At 76.2% G+C, this 4,242-nt stretch carries 3 protein-coding genes; all 3 read right to left on the reverse strand.

Going from position 1 to position 4,242, the window contains the following annotated elements:
* Positions 1–1,100 (reverse strand): Gfo/Idh/MocA family oxidoreductase (locus DQW06_RS14995; RefSeq protein WP_117198713.1); only part of this gene is annotated, 1,100 nt, incomplete at its 3' end.
* Positions 1,097–2,230 (reverse strand): saccharopine dehydrogenase NADP-binding domain-containing protein, encoded by a 1,134-nt coding sequence (locus tag DQW06_RS15000; RefSeq protein ID WP_013152081.1) that lies wholly within the window; start codon positions 2,228–2,230, stop codon positions 1,097–1,099. The genes DQW06_RS14995 and DQW06_RS15000, both read right to left, overlap by 4 nt.
* A partial coding sequence (locus DQW06_RS15005; RefSeq protein WP_117198716.1) for a methyltransferase occupies positions 2,227–4,242 on the reverse strand: 2,016 nt, incomplete at its 5' end. The genes DQW06_RS15005 and DQW06_RS15000, both read right to left, overlap by 4 nt.

Genomic DNA, 4,242 nt, shown 5'->3' on the forward strand with positions numbered 1-4,242 from the left:
GCCGGTCCCAGGTCGGCGGCGCCCAGGTGCGCCGTGGGCGGACCGGGGCGGATGACCTCGGGCCGGCCCAGGCGGCCGGTGGTCTCGTGCCACATCCGGCACACACCGAGGTCGAACTGCCCCCGCACCAGCGGGTTCGCCCCGGCGCGCACGTCGGCGGCGAAGTCGGCCAGGGCACGGGTGAGCGCTTCGGGCCACAGGCGGTCGAAGACCTCCCGGTAGGGCGGCGCGTCCGTTCCCTCCAGCACCGTGGTGGCCGGTTCGGCCAGGTGCCCGGTGTCCGGACCGGTGGAGCGCAGGCGGCCGTGGGCGTCGCGGGGCGCGTACAGCCGGGGCTGCCAGAGCACGGGGCCGTGGGTGTCGGCCAGGGTGAGCACCCCGTGTTCGGTGCCCAGGGCCAGCCGGTGCCAGAGCAGGGCGTGGTTGTCCCCGTCGGAGGGATCCATCTGGTTCTGCACCCGCAGGGTCAGGGGGACCCCCGCGACGCTGCCCTGGAGCACCCGGTAGGGCTGGGCGTGCGCGGTCAGGGAGGCGACCTCGGGGTCCGTCGCGAGCGGTTCGGTCAGCGCCCAGGGGCGCAGCCCGCCCAGGGTGCGCGCGAGCACGTCCAGCAGCGGGTACAGGACCTGGACGGCGGAGGTGGCGTCGGCGAACAGCACCGGTCCCCGCTCGCGCAGGACACGGGCCGCCTCCAGGAAGCGCCGGATCGGCACCACGTGCCGGTAGAAGGGGTTGAGGTGGTAGACCGCTCCCCCGCCGCGGGCGGCGCGCAGGGCCGCGGTGAGTTCGTCCTCGTGGACGGGGTGCTCCTGGAGGACGTGCACGCCTCTGGCCAGCAGGGCGCGGGCCAGCTCGCCCCCGGCCCCGCCGGAGACCGCCGCGCCCACGACCACGCAGGCCGCGTCGACGCTGCCGGGCACCTGGTCGACGCCGGTGTACAGGGGCACCCCGGCCCGCTCGGCGTAGCGGCGGGAGAACTCGCCGCCCCGGGAGAGGATCCCGGCGAGTTCGAAGGTGTCGGGCATGCGCGCCAGCGCGTCGGCGTAGAAGCGGCCGAAACCGGTGCCGCACAGCAGCACGCGCAGGGGTCGCGGGCTCACAGGGCGCCCTCCTCGACCCCGGCGTCCTCGCTCGCGGCGTCCTCCACCCGCAGGCTCGCGGCCTCGGGGTCGTCGAACAGGGCGGTGACCGCGGCCTCGGGGTCGAGGACGTCGGCGGCGTGGTGCAGGCCCCGGGGCACCAGCCCGCGCGCCACCGCGTCGGCGGCCTGCGCGCCCACGCGGCCGGTCATGCGGTAGCTGTCGGAGAAGCGCGCGGTCATCACGCTGCGCCGCCCGGAGGGGGCGGTGAGCGCGTACACGAGCTGGTAGTAGGGCGTGCGCCCGGCCAGGTCCACCCCGGCCGCGCGCCGCAGGCGCTCCGCCGCCGCGGCCGGGTCGGCGACCGGGCGCCCCGCGACCGAGGTCAGCACGGCGCGGACCCGCTCGCCGGGGTGGACGTTGTACCACTCCAGTTCGCGCAGGCCCAGGTCGGCGGCCAGGCGGCGGGCCTCCTCGGTGAGGAAGGGCTGGACGAACGCGGTGCCCGGGAACCCGGGCGGCCGGACGCCGTCGGCGGCGCGCAGCGCCCTCTCCACGACCCGGCCCTCCCGCCAGGCGGCCAGGGGCCGTCCGAAGACGGCGGTCGGGTCGTCGGCGCCGGGCAGGGAGAGCAGCAGGTCGCCCGCGGCGGCCTCGGTGCACCTCTCCAGCCCGCCCGCGTGGGCGCTCATCCGCTCCAGGCCGTGCCGGGCGGCGAACCAGCGCGGCAGCAGGGCGGACAGGCCGGGGAGCACCCCCGCCGACAGGACGATCGCGTGGTCCCGTGCGGCGGGGGTGCGGCTGAGGCGGTCGTGCGCGGGCCCGTCGCCCGTCACGTCCACGTAGTCGGCTCCGGCGTCCAGGGCCCGCACCGCCACGGCGTCGGCGATGCGGTAGGAGGGCCCGGCGCAGTTGAGCACCACGTCGAGTCCGGAGCAGAAGGCCCGCAGCGACTCCGGGGAGTCGGCGTCCACCGCCCGGACGGCGGTGCCGGGACCCAGTTCGGCGGCCAGCTCCTCCAGGGGCGCGGTGCGGCGCCCCCCGAGCAGCAGGCGGGTGTGGCCCAGGGCGCGCAGGCGGCGGGCTGCGGCCCGGCCCACGGCCCCGGAGGCGCCCACCACGCCCACCGCGCGGTCGGTCGCGCCGCTCACCGGACCACGTCCCCTCCGGTGATGTCCTCCAGGCGCTTGAGGACGCCGGGGGCGTAGGGCACCGACAGCAGGCTGAAGTGGTCGCCGGGCACGTCCACGATGTCCAGTCCGCCCAGGACCAGGCGCTCCCAGTAGGTGGTGACGCTCTCCTTGTTGCCCGGGAAGGGGTAGGCGCCGCCGTGGCGCAGGAAGGTGACGTCTCCGGCGTAGGGCTCGGGCTCGTAGCGGGAGATGGCGAAGACGCTCTGGCGGAAGATCGCGAACATCTCGTTGAGCGCCTCGGGGGTGTAGGTCCCGGCCGAGGGCGGCACGGCGGCGCACATCCGCTCGATCCTGGTCTGGCGGGGCACCTTCGCCAGTTCGCGGAAGCGCTCGGCCACGTCGGCGTACTCGCCGGTCAGGCGGCCGATGGCGCCGTCCGGGAGCAGGCCGGGGGTGGCAGCGAGCAGCTGGTCGGAGGCGGCCGACACCCGGTTCTCGTCGGCGGGGAAGCCCACCGAGACCGGGTCGATGCCCATCATGACGGCGAAGGCGTACTCCGAGATCAGCTCGTCGTCCAGGCGGAACGGCGGCCGGTGCGTGCTGATGGCGGTCAGGGAGGCGACCTCGGCCCCGGCGTCGGTGAGCGTGCGCGCGACCTCGGTGGCGACGAGACCGCCCAGGCAGTAGCCGACGACGTGGAAGCGGTCACCGCCGCGTTCGAGCAGGGCGTTGGCGTAGTCGGCGGCCCAGCGCTTGATCACCGCGGCGGGGTCGGCGTCCAGGAAGGCGGGGACGTCGGGCAGCTCCAGTCCGACCAGGGTGGCCTGGCCGCGCGAGCGCCGCCGGATCTCGGTGATGAGGGAGCGGTAGGGGATGAGGGTTCCGGTCCCGGCGTGGACCAGGGCGGTGACCGCGCCCCCGCCCGGCCCGTTGAGGGGCACGTAGGGGTCGGGCTTGCCCTCGGCGGAGGCGCGGACCTGCCCGGACAGGTCGCGCAGGTAGGCGGCCAGCCCGGCGACGGTGGGACGGCGCAGCATGTGGCGCAGGACCACCTCCCACTCGATGTCGGCTCCGGTGTCGGGCAGGACCTCGCTGAGCCTGCCGACCATGCGGGCGACCAGCAGGGAGTCGCCGCCCAGCGCGAAGAAGTCGTCGTCGCGGCCGACCGCGCCGCGCTCCAGCAGCTCGGCCCACAGCCCGCACAGGGCGCGTTCGAGGTCGTCGGCGGGCTCGCCGGTGGCGGTGTCGGCGGTTCCGGGGGCGTCGTCCCCGGGCAGGGCGCGCAGGAGCGCGGCCCGGTCGACCTTGCCGTTGGCGGTGAGCGGCAGCGCGTCCAGCAGCCGCCAGTGCGCGGGCACCATGTACTCGGGCAGGCGGGTGGCGGTGTGGCGGACCAGTTCGTCGGCGGTGACCGGCGTCCGGTCGGTCTTCACCCGGGCCAGGTAGAGGGTCTGCCCGGTCTCTGAGAGGCGGTCGTCCGCCTCGGGCAGGGCCAGGGGCTCCGTCGCCCCGGCCCGCTCCAGGGCGCTCTCCCACTGGTCGCGGGTGAGGAAGGTCTGGTCGTGCTCGGCGCGGGCGTCGCGGTGGCCTCCGTCGAGCCCGTCGAGGAACTCCATGGACATCAGCAGCGCCGGGTCGTGTTCGGCGGTGGTCTCCAGGAACACCAGGTGGCCGCCGGGGGCGAGGAGTTCGGTGACGCGGGCCAGGGCGGCGTCGGCGTCCACGGCGTTGTGCAGGACGTTGGCGGCCACGACCGCGTCGAAGGAGTTGGGCGCGTAGCCCTGGGCCCCGGCCTCGCGGTTGAGGTCGAACAGGCCGAAGGACACCCAGGGGAAGTCGGCGAACCGCTCCCTGGCCTCGTTGACGAAGAACGGGGAGACGTCGGTGAAGCGGTACTCGGCCGGGCGGCCCGCCAGGGCGGTGACGACGGCCTCGGTGGTGCCGCCGACGCCCGCGCCGATCTCCAGGACCCGCAGCGGCCCGTCGGCCGTCCGGCTGGCGGCGGCGTCGGCCAGGGCCGCGGCGGCCGC

The sequence above is a fragment of the Nocardiopsis sp. TNDT3 genome, assembly GCF_003427465.1.
Lineage (GTDB): Bacteria > Actinomycetota > Actinomycetes > Streptosporangiales > Streptosporangiaceae > Nocardiopsis > Nocardiopsis dassonvillei.